General features: G+C 62.2%; 13 protein-coding genes. 12 read left to right on the forward strand and 1 reads right to left on the reverse strand.

Annotation, left to right across the window (positions count from 1 at the left end):
- Positions 1-193 precede the first annotated feature (193 nt).
- The gene (gene epsC, locus NL123_RS29545) at positions 194-1,120 is read right to left on the reverse strand and encodes a serine O-acetyltransferase EpsC (protein ID WP_071492510.1); all 927 of its coding nucleotides are present in this window, start codon (positions 1,118-1,120) and stop codon (positions 194-196) included.
- 165 nt (positions 1,121-1,285) lie between these two features.
- Here epsC and NL123_RS29550 point away from each other — a divergent pair, with 165 nt between their 5' ends.
- The 12 genes from NL123_RS29550 (at position 1,286) to NL123_RS29605 (ending at position 13,080) form a co-directional block, all read left to right on the forward strand.
- Positions 1,286-2,281, forward strand: a complete 996-nt coding sequence (locus NL123_RS29550; RefSeq protein WP_248485659.1) for a D-cysteine desulfhydrase — start codon at positions 1,286-1,288, stop codon at positions 2,279-2,281.
- 279 nt (positions 2,282-2,560) lie between these two features.
- Positions 2,561-3,355, forward strand: a complete 795-nt coding sequence (gene tcyJ / locus NL123_RS29555) for a cystine ABC transporter substrate-binding protein (RefSeq protein ID WP_248485658.1) — start codon at positions 2,561-2,563, stop codon at positions 3,353-3,355.
- The gene (tcyL, locus tag NL123_RS29560) at positions 3,355-4,020 is read left to right on the forward strand and encodes a cystine ABC transporter permease (protein ID WP_494356891.1); all 666 of its coding nucleotides are present in this window, start codon (positions 3,355-3,357) and stop codon (positions 4,018-4,020) included. Before tcyJ ends, tcyL begins: the two co-directional genes overlap by 1 nt.
- A gap of 3 nt (positions 4,021-4,023) precedes the next feature.
- Positions 4,024-4,770, forward strand: coding sequence for an L-cystine ABC transporter ATP-binding protein TcyN (tcyN, locus tag NL123_RS29565; RefSeq protein ID WP_248485657.1), 747 nt, complete (start codon positions 4,024-4,026; stop codon positions 4,768-4,770).
- Positions 4,771-5,063: 293 nt separating this feature from the next.
- Complete coding sequence (locus tag NL123_RS29570; RefSeq protein ID WP_494356892.1) at positions 5,064-5,828, forward strand: hypothetical protein; 765 nt, start codon at positions 5,064-5,066, stop codon at positions 5,826-5,828.
- Between the two features lie 187 nt (positions 5,829-6,015).
- Positions 6,016-7,257 carry an SfnB family sulfur acquisition oxidoreductase gene (locus tag NL123_RS29575; protein ID WP_248485655.1) on the forward strand — a complete coding sequence of 414 codons (1,242 nt, stop codon included), beginning with the start codon at positions 6,016-6,018 and terminating at the stop codon, positions 7,255-7,257.
- Between the two features lie 25 nt (positions 7,258-7,282).
- Positions 7,283-8,476 (forward strand): SfnB family sulfur acquisition oxidoreductase, encoded by a 1,194-nt coding sequence (locus NL123_RS29580; RefSeq protein ID WP_494356893.1) that lies wholly within the window; start codon positions 7,283-7,285, stop codon positions 8,474-8,476.
- The gene (locus NL123_RS29585) at positions 8,476-9,855 is read left to right on the forward strand and encodes an LLM class flavin-dependent oxidoreductase (RefSeq protein WP_248485653.1); all 1,380 of its coding nucleotides are present in this window, start codon (positions 8,476-8,478) and stop codon (positions 9,853-9,855) included. Before NL123_RS29580 ends, NL123_RS29585 begins: the two co-directional genes overlap by 1 nt.
- Positions 9,852-10,667: a MetQ/NlpA family ABC transporter substrate-binding protein gene (locus tag NL123_RS29590; RefSeq protein ID WP_025855519.1), complete on the forward strand. Its 816-nt coding sequence runs from the start codon at positions 9,852-9,854 to the stop codon at positions 10,665-10,667. Before NL123_RS29585 ends, NL123_RS29590 begins: the two co-directional genes overlap by 4 nt.
- Positions 10,664-11,779 (forward strand): methionine ABC transporter ATP-binding protein, encoded by a 1,116-nt coding sequence (locus tag NL123_RS29595; protein ID WP_494356894.1) that lies wholly within the window; start codon positions 10,664-10,666, stop codon positions 11,777-11,779. The genes NL123_RS29590 and NL123_RS29595 overlap by 4 nt, the downstream gene beginning before the upstream one ends.
- Entirely contained in the window at positions 11,769-12,413 is a 645-nt protein-coding gene (locus NL123_RS29600; protein WP_058424826.1) for a methionine ABC transporter permease, read from the forward strand. The genes NL123_RS29595 and NL123_RS29600 overlap by 11 nt, the downstream gene beginning before the upstream one ends.
- A gap of 40 nt (positions 12,414-12,453) precedes the next feature.
- Complete coding sequence (locus tag NL123_RS29605) at positions 12,454-13,080, forward strand: class I SAM-dependent methyltransferase (protein WP_494356895.1); 627 nt, start codon at positions 12,454-12,456, stop codon at positions 13,078-13,080.
- Positions 13,081-13,195 lie beyond the last annotated feature (115 nt).

Genomic DNA, 13,195 nt, shown 5'->3' on the forward strand with positions numbered 1-13,195 from the left:
GAACGAACATTCAAGTTAAACATGGATAGGCGGTCTGGGACTAATCGCAGGGCTGAGTGGTAGGTGATTCCTACACTAGCTCAAGGATTGGTATGACGGGCGAGAAGAGGAAATCGTTCAGCAGTCTGGAGGTGAAATGCACACAAAATGTGGGAGGGGGCAAGCCCCCTCCCACATTCGGTAAGCATGCTGCTTATTTTTGCGTACCGTCATCATGTTGCAGATTGGCCTGGGTGATATTCGCTCCCGCCGGCACGCTGCGGGTCAGCCATACGTTACCCCCAATGGTCGAGCCCTTGCCGATGGTGATGCGCCCCAGGATCGTCGCCCCGGCGTAGATCACCACATCGTCCTCGACAATCGGGTGACGCGGATGGCCCTTCTGCAACTGCCCGTCCTCGTCCGCCGGGAAGCGCTTGGCGCCCAGGGTCACGGCCTGGTAGATGCGCACGCGCTCGCCGATGATCGCGGTTTCGCCGATGACCACACCGGTCCCATGGTCGATAAAGAAACTCGGGCCGATCTGCGCGCCGGGGTGGATGTCGATCCCGGTGGCCGAGTGCGCGATCTCGGCACTGATGCGCGCCAACAACGGCAGACCGGCGCGGTACAGGTGGTGGGCCAGGCGATGGTGAATCACCGCCAGGATGCCGGGGTAGCACAGCAGCACTTCATCCACGCTACGCGCCGCCGGGTCGCCGTGGTAGGCGGCCAGCACGTCGGTGTCCAACAGGCTGCGCAGGGACGGCAAGGCCAGGGCGAAATCCTGGATCAAGCGGATGGCGTGGGCGTTAACGGCGCTGTCGTCCTCGCCGCTCTGGCGCGCGGCGTAGCGCAGTTCCAGGCGCGCCTGGCCGAGCAGGGCATTGAGCGCCACATCCAGGGTGTGGCCGACGTAGAAATCTTCGCTTTCTTCACGCAGGTCCACCGGCCCCAGGCGCATCGGAAACAACGCACCGCACAGCGACTCCAGAATCTGCGCCACCGCCTCGCGAGAAGGTAACTCGCGGCCACCATGCTCACCGCTCAAGCGACCATTGCGCGTGCGCCACTGGTCCCGGGCGCCGCGCAACTGGCTGACGATGGTCTGTAATTGCCAATGACTGGAACGCTCACTCACGGTTTTCACTCCTGACGTAATGGCGCTCACTTTACGGTATGCACCCTGGCCGCCCTTAAGAACCAATGGTGCAATACTAAGAACCATCCGGAATAAGCGATTGGCGGTTGCCCGATGAAAAGTGCCTGCCTATAGTCGCCCCATCCTCATCAACCGTGCGTAGCCATGATCAAACAACAGCTCGACCGTTTTAACCGCCTGGAACTGCTGGGTGGCGCCACCGCCCTGGAAAAACTCGAGCGGCTGTCGGCCTGGTTGGGCAGAGACATCTACGTCAAGCGCGACGACACCACACCGCTGGCCATGGGTGGCAACAAGCTGCGTAAACTCGAATACCTGGCCGCCGATGCCATCGCCCAAGGCGCCGACACCCTGGTGACCGCTGGTGCGATCCAGTCCAACCACGTGCGCCAGACCGCCGCGCTGGCCGCCAAGCTCGGCCTGGGCTGCGTCGCGCTGCTGGAGAACCCCACCGGCACCGAAGACCCCAACTACCTGGGCAACGGCAACCGCCTGCTGCTGGACCTGTTCGACGCCAAGGTGGAGCTGGTAGAGAACCTCGACAACGTCGACGACCAGCTCAACGCCCTCGCCGACCGCCTGCGCAGCAACGGCAAGCAGCCGTACCTGGTGCCTATCGGCGGCTCCAACGCCCTCGGTGCGTTGGGCTATGTGCGCGCCGGCCTGGAGCTGGCCGCGCAGATCGAAGACAGCGGCATCGAGTTTGCCGCCGTGGTGCTGGCGTCCGGCAGCGCGGGTACCCACAGCGGCCTGGCCCTGGCGTTGAGTGAAGTGCTGCCGCAGTTGCCCGTGATCGGTATCACCGTATCGCGCACCGAAGAAGCCCAGTTCCCGAAAGTGCAGGGCCTGGCCGAACGCACCGCCGAATTGTTGGGTGTGGATATTCCCGAGGCCTTCAAGGTGATCCTGTGGGACGAATATTTCGGCCCGCGCTATGGCGAACCGAACGCCGGCACCCTGTCTGCGGTCAAGTTACTGGCGAGCCAGGAAGGCCTGCTGCTGGACCCGGTCTACACTGGCAAGGCCATGGCCGGCTTGCTGGACGGTATCGGGCGCCAGCGCTTCGAGGATGGCTCGATCATTTTCCTGCATACCGGCGGGGCGCCGGCGTTGTTTGCCTACAACAGTGCCTTCAACTGAATAAACGCGGACTAAATGTGGGAGGGGGCTTGCCCCCGATGACAGAGTATCAGTCATGACTTCTGTGGCTGATACACCGCTATCGGGGGCAAGCCCCCCTCCCACATTAGAATCTCTTGATATTCAATATTGGAATATCAGATTTTATTTATATTATTTTCAAGTCTTAAAAACCGGCTTTATAGTCGCGCCGTAGGCGAAGACGCGCTACGCGCTTTAAGGCAGGATACGACTACTGCGTCACCTGCTTCGCACACCATAAAAACACAGGGGCTCTTCATGACTATTTCTGTATTCCGTCGCACGTTGCTGGTTGGCACTTTGGGCCTGGCACTCGGGGCTGGCCTGATCGGCCAAGCAGTCGCGGGTGATCAGCTGGACAACATCAAGAAAGCCGGCGAGATCAAGATCGGCCTGGAAGGTACCTACCCGCCGTTCAGCTTCGTCGATGAAAGCGGCAAGCTCAGCGGTTTCGAAGTGGAGCTGTCCGAAGCACTGGCTAAAGAGCTGGGCGTGAAGGTCAAGCTGCAAGCGACTCCGTGGGACGGCATCCTCGCCGCCCTGGAATCCAAGCGCCTGGACGCCGTGGTCAACCAGGTGACCATCTCCGATGAGCGTAAAAAGAAATACGACTTCTCCAAGCCTTACACCGTCTCCGGTATCCAGGCGCTGGTCCTGAAGAAAAACGTCGACACCATCAAGACCGCCGACGACCTGGCCGGCAAGAAAGTCGGTGTGGGCCTGGGCACCAACTACGAACAATGGCTCAAGGACAATCAACCCAAAGCCATCATCAAGACCTACAACGACGACCCGACCAAGTTCCAGGACCTGCGCATCGGCCGTATCGACGCCATCCTGATCGACCGCCTGGCCGCCCTGGAATACGCCAAGAAAGCCCCGGACACCGCTGCTGCCGGCGACGCCTTCTCCCGCCAGGAAGCCGGTATCGCCCTGCGCAAGGGTGAGCCAGAACTGCTGGATGCAGTGAACAAGGCGCTCGACAAACTGCGCGCCGACGGCACCTTGAAGAAGCTGTCCGAGAAGTACTTCAACGCTGACGTCACTCAATAATGGAAGCAGGTTTCCAACTCGCGCTGGACTCCGCGCCCTTTCTGCTCAAGGGCGCGTATTTCACGGTGATCCTCAGCCTCGGCGGGATGTTTTTCGGCTTGCTGCTGGGCTTCGGCCTGGCCTTGATGCGCCTGTCGCGCTTCAAGCTGGTGAGCTGGCTCGCCCGAGTCTATGTGTCGTTCTTTCGCGGCACGCCCTTGCTGGTACAGCTGTTCTTGATCTACTACGGCTTGCCGCAAGTGGGCATCGAGCTGGATCCGATCCCGGCCGCCATGATCGGCTTCTCGCTCAACATGGCCGCCTACGCCTGTGAAATCCTGCGCGCCGCCATCGGTTCCATCGAGCGCGGCCAATGGGAAGCCGCCGCCAGTATCGGCATGACCCGCGCGCAGACCCTGCGCCGGGCCATCCTGCCGCAGGCGATGCGCACGGCCTTGCCGCCGCTGGGCAACAGCTTCATTTCGCTGGTCAAGGACACGGCGCTGGCCGCCACTATCCAGGTGCCCGAGCTGTTCCGCCAGGCGCAACTGGTGTCGGCACGGACCTTCGAAATCTTCACCATGTATCTCTCCGCTGCGCTGATCTACTGGATTTTGGCGAGCATCCTGGCGCATTTGCAAAACCGCCTGGAAGACCGGGTCAACCGGCATGACCTGGAGTCCTGAAGCATGATCGTGGTTGAAAAACTGACCAAACAATTCAAGGGTCAGGTGGTGCTCAACGGCATCGACCTGGAGGTCAAGGAAGGCGAAGTCATCGCCATCATCGGCCCCAGCGGTTCCGGCAAGACCACCTTCCTGCGCTGCCTGAACTTCCTCGAACAACCCACCAGCGGCCGCATCAAGGTGGGTGACATCGAGATCGACACCAGCAAGCCGATCAACCAGCAACAAAGCCTGGTGCGGCGCCTGCGCCAGCACGTGGGTTTTGTGTTCCAGAACTTCAACCTGTTCCCCCACCGCACCGCGCTGGAAAACGTCATCGAAGGCCCCACCGTGGTCAAGAAGATGCCACGCGAAGAGGCTATCGCTTTGGGGCGCAAGTTGCTGGCCAGAGTCGGCCTGGCAGGCAAGGAAGACGCCTACCCACGGCGCCTGTCCGGCGGCCAGCAGCAGCGCGTGGCGATTGCCCGTGCGCTGGCCATGGAGCCGGAGGTGATCCTGTTCGACGAACCCACCTCGGCGCTGGACCCGGAACTGGTCGGTGAAGTGCTGGCGACCATCCGCAGCCTCGCCGAAGAAAACCGCACCATGGTCATCGTCACCCACGAGATGAGTTTTGCGCGGGATGTGGCCAACCGGGTGATCTTCTTCGACAAGGGCGTGATCGTCGAACAAGGTGAAGCCAAGGCGTTGTTCGCCAACCCCAGGGAAGAGCGCACCAAGCAGTTCCTGAGCAAATTCCTCGCCCACTGATACCCCCTTGTAGGAGCAAGCTCGCTCCTACAAGGGATCGTCGTTCCCGCGGGTAAAACACCCCAGCGCACCTACCTGAATATCCCCGCCTCAGTCGGACCGTTCTGAATATCTCCAAACCCGCCATTTAGCCCTTTGCCGCCATTGACGGCCCTCGGCCAACCCTCTTATCTAGCGCCCAGAGGATTGGATCCTATCCCGGCTATTCACTGAATCGTTCTTTTCGGCCCACCGCGTGCACCCACGCCAAAGGGCCGGAACGATGGCTGCTGGCTGCATCAAGGAGATGACTTATGACACGCCCCCTGCTCACTGCCCCGACACTGCCCCAGGCCATCGGCAATGGCATCAATGCCTTGGCCGCCACCCACTTGCAGGTCGAGATCGCTGCGTATCCCGGCATGGATGAAGGCGACCTGATCGAGCTGTTCTGGAACAACTGCTTCGCCGCTTCACGCCGGGTCACCGCCGGCAGGATCGGCGCGGTCACTCACCTGCGAGTACCGGAAAGTTTCGTGCTCAATGGCCCGGCGCGTGTGCATTACCAGGTCATGCAGGTCGGTCATGCTCCGGCTCGCTCAGCGGTGACCCGAGTCCGCGTCAAGACCCTCTACCCGGGCGGCCAGCCGTCGCCCCTGTACCTCGATGAGAACCAGAACCTCGCCCCCGTGGGCCTGCCCGACACCATCCGCCGCTACGGCGTCAACGCCGGGCAGGGGCGACGCGGCATTCCCCTGACCATCGAGCCGTACCTGAACATGGCCAGCGGCGACGCCATCACCTTGCGCTGGGGCGATGTGCGCCTGGACCTGCCCAAGGTCCAGGCCCGGGAAGTCGGTCAGGCCGTGCAGGTCTGGGTGCCTTCGACGGTGATTCTCGAAGGCGGTGACGACTGCCGGCTGGAGGTGACGTACTGCATTCTCGATCGTGTCGGCAACAATTCACTCTGGGCACCCGCGCGCACCTTGCGCATCGCAGCAGGAGCACCGTCCCGCCCGGCCGGGAGCGCGCTGATTTACCAGCCACGAACTCTGGGCTCTCCCTGCGAACCTGGGTGACAGACCTTCTATGCATATTCCCAAAAGTTAGTTTATTTAAATATTTAACACGCTTAGGGTATATGCACCGGACCACCGGACATCTCTGATTTTTCTGTTTTTATTTCATTGAATGCGAGGTCGGTATGGTCAGAATTACCCCGGTGCGCAACGCCAGGGCATTACGTGCAGCCAAGGAGCGGCGCTGATGTCTAACTTGGCTCTAACCCCCCCCCAGAATGATCTGGACGTCGCCCCCCTGCTGTTGCCGGCCACCGTGCTGCGCAACGATGCAGAGGCGCTGAAGGCTGCCCATGAGTTGGCCCAGGCGGCGCGCCTGCAAGCCGCCAGGCGCGACCAGCAACGCAAACTGCCGTGGGCGCAGATCGAGCAGTTCACCCGCAGTGGGCTCGGCAGTATTTCCATTCCCCGTGAGTACGGCGGCCCGCAGGTGTCTTTCGTGACCCTGGCCGAGGTGTTCGCAATCATCAGCGCGGCCGACCCGGCACTCGGGCAGATCCCGCAGAACCACTTCGGCATCCTGCACCTGTTGCAGGGCGCCGCCACCGAGCGCCAGAAAAAACAGCTGTTCCAGAGCGTGCTCGACGGCTGGCGCATCGGCAATGGCGGCCCGGAACGCGGCACCAAAAACACCCTGGAGCTCAAGGCGCGCATCACCGCCAAGGGTGACGGTTACGTAATCAGCGGCCAAAAGTTCTATTCCACCGGCGCACTGTTTGCCCATTGGGTGGCGGTCAAGGCGTTGAACGATGACGGCAAGCAGGTCATGGCATTTGTGCGCCGTGGTACCGAAGGGCTGCGCATCGTTGACGATTGGTCCGGCTTCGGCCAGCGCACCACCGCTAGCGGCACGGTGCTGCTGGATCAGGTGCCGGTGGAGGCCGAGCTGGTGGTAGAAAACTGGCGCATCGGCGAGACACCAAATATCCAGGGCGCCGTCTCGCAACTGATCCAGGCGGCCATCGACGCCGGTATCGCCCGTGGTGCGCTGGATGACACCATCGCCTTCGTACGCGAACGCTCGCGCCCCTGGATCGACGCCAAGGTCGAACGCGCCAGTGACGACCTGTATGTGATCGCCGACATCGGCAAGCTCAAGATCGAACTGCACGCCGCCGAAGCCCTGCTGCGCAAGGCGGGACAAGTGCTGGACCAGGTCAGCGCCGCACCGATCACCGCGCAATCCGCCGCGCGTGCCTCCATCGCCGTGGCCGAGGCCAAGGTGCTGACCACCGAAGTGTCGCTGCTGGTCAGCGAGAAACTCTTCGAACTGGCCGGCAGCCGCGCCACCCTCGCCGAATTCAACCTCGACCGCCACTGGCGCAATGCCCGGGTGCACACCCTGCACGACCCGGTGCGCTGGAAGTATCACGCCGTCGGCGCCTATCGATTGAACGGCACCTTGCCAGCTCGCCATTCCTGGATCTGACCGACCAGACCTCTGGAGAACACCTATGACTTTCTCTGCAAACGTCGCGGTCATCACCAGCGACGAACAAGCCCTTGTTGTCGCCAGTGATCTGGCCGAAGACTTTCGCCGCGACAGCGCCCAGCGCGATCGCGAACGCCGCCTGCCGCTGCCCGAACTGGACGTGTTTTCACGCTCCGGCCTGTGGGGCATCAGCGTACCCAAGGAGTACGGTGGCGCGGGCGTGTCCAACGTCACCCTGGCCAAGGTGATTGCCTTGATAGCCCAGGCCGATGCGTCCCTGGGGCAGATCCCGCAGAACCATTTCTACGCCCTGGAAGTGCTGCGCGTAAACGGCAGCCCGGCGCAGCAAAAACGCCTGTACGCCGAGGTACTTGCCGGCCAGCGCTTCGGCAACGCCCTGGCGGAACTGGGCACCAAGACGGCCCATGACCGCGTCACTAAAATCACCCGCGACGGTGACGGTTTCCGCATCAGCGGCCGCAAGTTCTATTCCACCGGCGCGATCTACGCCCAGCGCATTCCCACCTCGGTGGTGGATGAACACGGCGTACAGCAACTGGCCTTTGTGCCGCGTGACAGTGAAGGCCTGAGCGTGATCGACGACTGGAGCGGCTTCGGCCAGCGCACCACCGGCAGCGGTTCGGTGGTGTTCGACAATGTGTGGGTAGCCGCGCAGGACGTGATCCCGTTCCAGCGCGCCTTCGAACGCCCGACCACCGTCGGCCCGCTGGCGCAGATCCTTCATGCCGCCATCGACACCGGTATCGCCCGCGCGGCCTTTGAAGATGCGCTGCACTTTGTGCGCACCAAGACCCGCCCGTGGATCGACGCCGGCAACGACAAGGCCACCGAAGACCCACTGACCCTGAAAAGCTTCGGCCACCTGAGCATCCGCCTGCACGCCGCCGAGGCGCTGCTGGAGCGCTCAGGCGAATACCTGGACCGCGCCCAGGCCGACAGCAACACCGAGACCGTCGCTGCCGCCTCGATTGCGGTCGCGGAAGTGCGCGCCTTGAGCACCGAAATTTCCCTGGCCGCCGGCAGCACCCTGTTCGAACTGGCCGGCAGCCAGGCGACCCTGGCTGAACATGGCTTGGACCGTCACTGGCGCAACGCCCGCGTGCACACCCTGCACGACCCGGTGCGCTGGAAGTACCACGCGGTGGGTAATTACTACCTGAACGATGAAAACCCGCCACTGCGGGGGACCATTTGATGGCGAAGAAAAAAATCCTGCTCAATGCCTTCAACATGAACTGCATCGGGCATATCAACCACGGCCTGTGGACGCATCCACGGGACACTTCGACCCAGTACAAGACGATCGAGTACTGGACCGAGCTGGCGCAAACCCTCGAGCGCGGGCTGTTCGACGGTTTGTTCATCGCCGATATCGTCGGTGTGTACGACGTGTACCAGAACTCGATTGATGTGCCGCTCAAAGAGTCGATCCAGCTGCCGGTGAATGATCCGTTGCTGTTGGTCTCAGCCATGGCTGCTGTCACCAGAAACCTCGGCTTCGGCCTCACCGCCAACCTCACCTACGAGCCGCCGTACCTGTTCGCCCGCCGCATGTCCACGCTGGACCACCTGAGCCGTGGCCGTGTGGGCTGGAACATCGTCACCGGCTACCTCGACAGCGCCGCCAAGGCCATGGGCCTCAATGAACAAGTCGAACATGACCGTCGCTACGACCAGGCCGATGAATACCTGGAGGTGCTCTACAAACTCTGGGAGGGCAGCTGGGAAGACGACGCGGTGCTCAACGATCCCAAGGCGCGGGTGTACGCGCAGCCGGGCAAGGTGCACAAAGTCGCGCACCAGGGCGAGTTCTACCAGGTGGAGGGTTATCACCTGTGCGAACCCTCGCCGCAGCGTACACCGGTGCTGTTCCAGGCCGGCAGTTCGGAGCGCGGTTTGCTGTTCGCCGGGCGGCATGCCGAGTGCGTGTTCATCAGCGGGCAGAACAAGGCGGCGACCAAGGTCCAGGTGGACAAGGTGCGCGCCAGCGCGGTCGCGGCCGGGCGCAACCCGGATGACATCAAGGTGTTCATGGGCCTCAACGTGATCGTGGGCGCCACCGAAGAACTTGCCTGGGAAAAGCACGCGGAATACTTGAGCTACGCCAGCGCGGAGGCTGGCGTGGCGCATTTTTCCGCATCCACCGCTATCGACTTTGCCCAATACGCACTGGACGAACCGATCCAATACGTGAAGAGCAACGCGATCCAGTCAGCCACCAAGAACCTGCAGAACAACGACTGGACCCGACGCAAATTGCTGGAGCAGCACGCCCTGGGCGGGCGCTACATCACCCTGGTCGGCTCGCCCGGACAGGTCGCCGATGAGCTGGAATCCTGGATCGGCGAAACCGGCCTGGATGGCTTCAACCTCACGCGCATCGTTACGCCGGAAAGCTACGTGGACTTCATTGACCTGGTGGTGCCGGAGTTGCAAAAGCGCGGGTCGTACAAAACTGAATACGAACAGGGAACGCTGCGGGAAAAAGTCTTCCAGGGCAGCGCCCGCCTACCCGAACAACACACCGGTTCCACCTACCGACAAACTGCTTCTCTGACTGGAAATACCCAATGAAAAAGACACTGCTCACCCATCCAGTCAAAGCACTGGCCCTGGCGTTCGGACTGTTCAGCTCGGCGGTATTCGCCGCCGATGCACCGCTGAAAATCGGCACCACCGCCGCCTTTGCGATTCCTCTGGAAGCCGCCGTGGCCGAAGCCGGCAAGCAAGGCCTGAAAGTCGAGCTGGTGGAGTTCACCGACTGGATCGCACCCAACGTCAGCCTGGCTGCTGGCGATATCGACGTGAACTACTTCCAGCACATCCCGTTCCTGGAAAACGCCAAGGCCGCCGCCGGTTTTGACCTGGTGCCTTATGCGCCGGGCATCATCAACAACGTCGGGCTGTACTCAAAGAAGTACAAGAGCATCAACGACCTGCCCCAGGGCGCCAGCGTGGCAATTGCCAACGACCCGATCAACAGCGGTCGGGGCCTGCAACTGCTGGCCAAGGCGGGGCTGATCACGCTCAAGCCGGGCGTGGGCTACAAGGCCACCGAAGAGGACATCGTTTCCAACCCGAAGAAGATCAAGATCCTGCAGGTCGAAGCGGTGCAACTGGTGCGCGCCTATGACGATGCCGACCTGGTGCAGGGCTACCCGGCGTATATCCGCCTGTCCAAGACCTTCGATGCCGAGTCGGCGCTGCTGTTCGACGGCCTCGACCATCCGGAGTACGTGATCCAGTTCGTGATCCAACCCAAAAGCAAGACCGACCCACGGGTGATCAAGTTTGTGGATATCTACCAGCATTCGCCGGTGGTGCGTGCCGCCTTGGATAAGTCCCTCGGCAAGCTCTACCAAGTCGGCTGGGAAGATAAAAAATGACCGCCGCCCATGCCCCACTGCGCGACCTGGGCCTGCCGCCCAGGGACGCCGAACAGACCGAACTGCACCCCGAGCTCAATCGCGCCCATGTGCGTTTTATCAACCTGGGCAAGAGCTACGACGGCACGGTGCATGCGTTGCAAGGCATCGACCTGGCGATCCAGCGCGGTGAAGTGTTCGGCATCATCGGTCGCAGCGGCGCCGGCAAGTCGTCGCTGATCCGCACCATCAATCGCCTGGAACAACCCAGCAGCGGGCGGGTGCTGATCGATCAGGTGGACATCGGCGACTTCGACGAAGACCGCCTGGTGGCCCTGCGTCGGCGCATCGGCATGATTTTCCAACACTTCAACCTGATGTCGGCCAAGACGGTGTGGCAGAACGTCGAGTTGCCGTTGAAAGTGGCGGGCGTACCGAAGCAGCAGCGCGAGCAAAAGGTGCGTGAGCTGCTGGAACTGGTGGGGCTGCAGGACAAGCACAAGTCTTATCCGGCGCAGCTATCCGGCGGGCAGAAACAACGGGTGGGCATTGCCCGCTCGCTGGTGCACGACCCCGAGATCCTGTTGTGTGACGAGGCCACCTCGGCCCTCGACCCGGAGACGACTCAATCGATCCTCTGCCTGCTGCGCGAGATCAACCGGCGCCTGGGTTTGACCATCGTGCTGATCACCCACGAGATGGCGGTGATCCGCGAGATCTGCGACCGCGTGGTGGTGCTGGAACATGGGCGCATCGTCGAGCAAGGCCCGGTTTGGCAGGTGTTCGGCAACCCGCAACATGAAGTCAGCCAAACCCTGCTGGCACCGCTGCAACACGGGCTGCCGGATGAACTGCAAAGCCGCCTGCAGGCCACACCGGCGACGGCCGACGCGGCGCTGGTGCTGCGTTTGCAATTCACCGGCGGCGACACCGACGAACCCGACCTGGCCGCCCTGTTCAGCGCCCTCGGCGGCCGCGTGCGCCTGTTGCAAGGCGGCGTGGAACGCATCCAGGGGCATGCCCTGGGGCAATTGCTGCTGGCGGTGAATGGCTCGCCCCACAGCGCCGAAGAACTGCGCAAACGGGCCGGGAATTGGGCACAACAGACGGAGGTGCTGGGCTATGTGGTTTGATCGATTGGTACAAGGCGCCATCGACACCTTGCTGATGGTCGGCGTGTCATCGCTGATCGCGCTGCTGGTGGGAATCCCGCTGGCGGTGTTCCTGGTCACCAGCGACAAAGGCGGCATCTACCAGGCGCCAGCGCTTAACCGCGTGCTGGGGGCGTTCGTCAATCTGTTCCGCTCGATTCCGTTCCTGATCCTGATGGTGGCGCTGATCCCGTTCACCCGCCTGATCGTCGGCACCACCTACGGCGTGTGGGCCGCAGTCGTACCGCTGACCATCGCCGCCACGCCGTTCTTTGCACGAATCGCCGAGGTGAGCCTGCGCGAAGTCGACCACGGCCTGATCGAAGCTGCCCAAGCCATGGGCTGCCGCCGCTGGCACATCATCTGGCACGTGCTGTTGCCGGAAGCGCTGCCGGGGATCGTCGGCGGGTTCACCATCACGCTGGTGACCATGATCAACTCATCGGCCATGGCCGGCGCGATTGGCGCGGGGGGCTTGGGGGATATTGCGTACCGATACGGGTATCAGCGCTTTGATACGCAGATCATGTTGACGGTGATTGTGCTGCTGGTGGCGCTGGTGGCGGTGATTCAGTTGGGTGGGGATCGGTTGGCGCGGGTCCTTAACAAGAGGTGAGGTATAGTCGGGCCATCGAAGACGCACGGTATTCCCCGTCATGACACTCAAGCCCGACGACCTCAGCACCATCACCGCCACCACCCTCGGCCACTACAACAAAGTGGCCGAGGACTTCCGTGAAGGCACCCGCGATCACGATGTGAGCCAGAACATCGACGCGCTGCTGCGGCATATCCAGGGTACGGCGCCGTTCACTGTGCTGGATTTCGGCTGCGGCCCAGGGCGTGACTTGCAGACCTTTACCCGCATGGGCCATATCGCGGTGGGGCTCGACGGCTCGGAGCGCTTTGCGCAGATGGCACGGGAGGACAGTGGCTGCGAAGTGTTGCAGCAGGATTTTCTCAAGCTGGACCTGCCGGCTGAACGCTTCGACGGGATCTTCGCCAATGCGGTGTTGTTTCATATCCCCAAGCAGGAATTGCCCCGTGTGCTCGAGCAACTGCATGGTGCGTTGAAAGCGGGGGGCGTGTTGTTCAGTTCCAACCCTCGGGGTGAGAACCAGGAAGGCTGGAATGGGCCGCGGTATGGGTCTTATCACGACCTTGAGGCTTGGCAAGCGCTGCTGACCGAGGCCGGGTTTGTGGAGCTGGAGCATTACTACCGGCCGGCGGGGTTGCCCAGGGCGCAGCAGCCCTGGTTGGCGAGTGTGTGGCGCAAGAGGTAGATTTTCGTTGCCTGGCCTGACGCCATCGGGGGCAAGCCCCCTCCCACAGTTTGATTTGTGAATACATTTAAAATGTGGGAGGGGGCTTGCCCCCGATGACGCCCGCTGAGGCAAC

It is taken from the genome of Pseudomonas sp. FBCC-B1565 (assembly GCF_059133265.1).

Bases quoted from the DNA above. Each gene is read 5' to 3' on its own strand.
- NL123_RS29550 (WP_248485659.1), top strand. From the start codon at position 1,286: ATGATCAAACAACAGCTCGACCGTTTTAACCGCCTGGAACTGCTGGGT.
- tcyJ (WP_248485658.1), top strand. From the start codon at position 2,561: ATGACTATTTCTGTATTCCGTCGCACGTTGCTGGTTGGCACTTTGGGC.
- tcyL (WP_494356891.1), top strand. From the start codon at position 3,355: ATGGAAGCAGGTTTCCAACTCGCGCTGGACTCCGCGCCCTTTCTGCTC.
- tcyN (WP_248485657.1), top strand. From the start codon at position 4,024: ATGATCGTGGTTGAAAAACTGACCAAACAATTCAAGGGTCAGGTGGTG.
- NL123_RS29570 (WP_494356892.1), top strand. From the start codon at position 5,064: ATGACACGCCCCCTGCTCACTGCCCCGACACTGCCCCAGGCCATCGGC.
- NL123_RS29575 (WP_248485655.1), top strand. From the start codon at position 6,016: ATGTCTAACTTGGCTCTAACCCCCCCCCAGAATGATCTGGACGTCGCC.
- NL123_RS29580 (WP_494356893.1), top strand. From the start codon at position 7,283: ATGACTTTCTCTGCAAACGTCGCGGTCATCACCAGCGACGAACAAGCC.
- NL123_RS29585 (WP_248485653.1), top strand. From the start codon at position 8,476: ATGGCGAAGAAAAAAATCCTGCTCAATGCCTTCAACATGAACTGCATC.
- NL123_RS29590 (WP_025855519.1), top strand. From the start codon at position 9,852: ATGAAAAAGACACTGCTCACCCATCCAGTCAAAGCACTGGCCCTGGCG.
- NL123_RS29595 (WP_494356894.1), top strand. From the start codon at position 10,664: ATGACCGCCGCCCATGCCCCACTGCGCGACCTGGGCCTGCCGCCCAGG.
- NL123_RS29600 (WP_058424826.1), top strand. From the start codon at position 11,769: ATGTGGTTTGATCGATTGGTACAAGGCGCCATCGACACCTTGCTGATG.
- NL123_RS29605 (WP_494356895.1), top strand. From the start codon at position 12,454: ATGACACTCAAGCCCGACGACCTCAGCACCATCACCGCCACCACCCTC.